The sequence below is a fragment of the Streptococcus sp. 4094 genome (assembly GCF_013277125.1).
In the GTDB taxonomy this organism is placed as follows: domain Bacteria; phylum Bacillota; class Bacilli; order Lactobacillales; family Streptococcaceae; genus Streptococcus.
In genome coordinates, this window is record NZ_VMMI01000067.1 from 1 (window position 1) to 2,714 (window position 2,714).

Below are 2,714 nucleotides of genomic sequence, written 5' to 3' on the forward strand. Positions count from 1 at the left end.
TTCCTAGTTTGCTCTTTGATTTTCATTGAGTATAAAATTCTAACAAACTCAATGCTTTAGTAGTCTGATATGCCAATCTCATGAGGTCTTTTTATCATTTTCCATCATATCCTGACGCAAATGTCTACTGATGTCTCTCATCAGCTTCATTTCTAGTAAATGAAAATCAAGCTCGGAAACTCACCATAGCTTGCTCAAAACACAGCAAGGCAAAGCTGAACTGACTTAAAAAGATTTCCGAAAAGTATCATCATCAATTTCAGACCATTTTTTATAATAACCATTTTATTTTTATCTGTCAAGGTCTTTGAATTCTTTCTTAACAAACCGCTTACAACCTCTACTCTTGAAGAATTTATTTTTCCTTACTGACAAGATTTTAGATGATAAGCCTCCCTAACAGTAAGCTGACCAAGATTAGTCACAAGCAACTCTCCTTTCTCAATTACACTAAATTGCTTTCCTTCCTCTGGGAAAAGTCCTCCACTCTACTTATTCACTTAGAAAAAACGCATCATATCAAGTGATGAAAACCTGATAGGATGCGTTTTATTGTGGGGATATTTACTTCATTTTATCTTGAACTTGATTTTTTCTCAGTATTCTAGCTTATATAATGTTTAAAATTCAAATTCCGCAAGAACATCTTGCCCGCTGGTGACTAATTTTGCTCCTTCTTGAATCAAATGATGGCAACCGTCTGATAGTCCATCTAAAATGCTACCAGGAATAGCAAAGACATCGCGCCCTTCTTCCATTGCTCGCTCACAGGTAATAAGACTACCTGAGCGCATCTTGGCCTCTGCTACAATCACACCACGACAAAGTCCAGCAATGATGCGATTACGAGCAGGAAAATGAAATTTCAGAGGTTGTTCGCCAGATCCATATTCACTGAGAATCAGATGATCATTGCCGATGTAGTCTTGCAAGCGTTTATTGGCTTTAGGATAAAACACATCCAGTCCTGTTCCAATCACTGCAATGGTTTTTCCGCCATTCTGAAGAGCTGCCATATGAGCTGCTGTGTCAATCCCCTTGGCTAATCCACTGACGATAACCAGTTCATTTTCCAAGCCTTGAATGACTTTTTCAACTGACTTCGCTCCCTGTTTGCTACAAGCACGACTTCCTACGACTGCTACCTTAGGGAATTTCAAGAGGTCAAGATTTCCCTTGTAAAATAAAAGCACGGGTGCATCGTATATTTCACTCAAATCCCAAGGATAACAGTCGTCTAAAATAGAGAAAGATGGAAACTTTTGAAATTCTTTCTCCAAATACATATCGTCTATCTGAAAATAACGCTCCATAAAAACAGCTGGATTTCGGCAACCTGATATATCTGCAATATCACCCAACAAAAGCTCCTGATTAACATTTTCACCGTATTCTAGGACATTCAAAATCTGTTGATTGGTCAAACCTGATTTTTTTAACTTATAGATTTCATAGTTTGTGATTTTCATAAATAACTCCATTTCTTTTTCTACTCATCTATTTATTCGTAAAAAATCAAAAAAACATCCGACTATTTGTAATCCCCCAATAATGAAGTATATTGAAAAATCTCCAGACTAGAGAACTCACTGACGGTTCCTAATCTGGAGATTTTTTATTTTTTTATCATAGCTACAAAGCTACTCACTCAGTTCCTGAAAGTAGTATTTTCTTCAAAACTAGACTTCTTCTTTGAGTTGACTGAGAACAGTCTTGATTTCAGAAATTAGTTCTGCTTCTTTTTGAGAATCTTTTTGATGGCTATCTACAAAGAGTCGTGCTTCATCAGCTAATTTCTTAGCCTTGTTTAGAACTTTTTTATCCTTGTCGCTAGCCTCTAGCTCAACTAGAAGTTGATTCAATTCTCTTAAAAGCTTATCTAGTTGAGAATTTTTCTTACGAGCCAGCGCAAAGAGGAGAGCTCCTAGAAGAGAAAGAACTGCAGCTCCTAAGACACCATATAGAGGAACTTCTGTCTCATTTTTAGCTCCCTTGGCACTTTCTGCTTCTTTATTTGAGTTCGACGCAGACTGACTCTTATCAGCTGATGTGCCAGCTTGTAGAGAATTGAGAACCTGTCTAACTTTAGCAAGGACGTCTGCCAATTCTTGAGCTGTTAAGTTTTCATTAGCAAGAGCTGCTTGCGCCTCTCTCAAGATACGCTGTGCTTCATCAAGTGCTTCAGGAGATAGACCTGCTAGATCTTGCAAGCGACGTTCCAGCTCCTCTACCAGAGTACGAAGTTCTGACTTGTCCACAGCCGATGGAATTGTACCTGTTTGGGAATTCCCTACAAATCCTACACTTCTACGAGCTCGGCGCGGAGGAGTTCTTCGATTTCTTGTAGCAGATGGCGGAGTCACAGGACTTGTCCCAGACTGAGCTGTATCCGAAGGAGAAGCTGGTGTTTGGCTACCATCTTTATCTTGACCAGACAGGCTTCTACTATTAGCTTTAGCAATAGCCTCGGCTAGAATCTGATCCATGCTAGATAAAGCTTCTTGCTTCGCTTGATCGATTTCATCTTGTGTTTTGGCTTGGTCAATTTTCTTAAGCGCATCTTGAAGAGTCTGCCTTACCTGGTTTTTAGCACCATCTTTTTCAACTAGAGAGAGATTAGCATTGTCGTCGATAAGAGATAGGCTGAGATTAGCTTTTTGCTCTACTTCTGATTTAGCTGACTTATTCGCCTCTGCGGTTGGATTGATGTTGTT

At 39.1% G+C, this 2,714-nt stretch carries 2 protein-coding genes; both read right to left on the reverse strand.

The annotated features are described in order from the left end of the window. Positions 1-620 precede the first annotated feature (620 nt). The gene (dprA, locus tag HT721_RS10645; RefSeq protein ID WP_173229790.1) at positions 621-1,469 is read right to left on the reverse strand and encodes a DNA-processing protein DprA; all 849 of its coding nucleotides are present in this window, start codon (positions 1,467-1,469) and stop codon (positions 621-623) included. A 210-nt stretch (positions 1,470-1,679) separates the two neighbouring features. Continuing rightward, positions 1,680-2,714: DUF1542 domain-containing protein (locus HT721_RS10650; RefSeq protein WP_173229792.1), on the reverse strand; the 1,035-nt coding region annotated here is incomplete at its 5' end.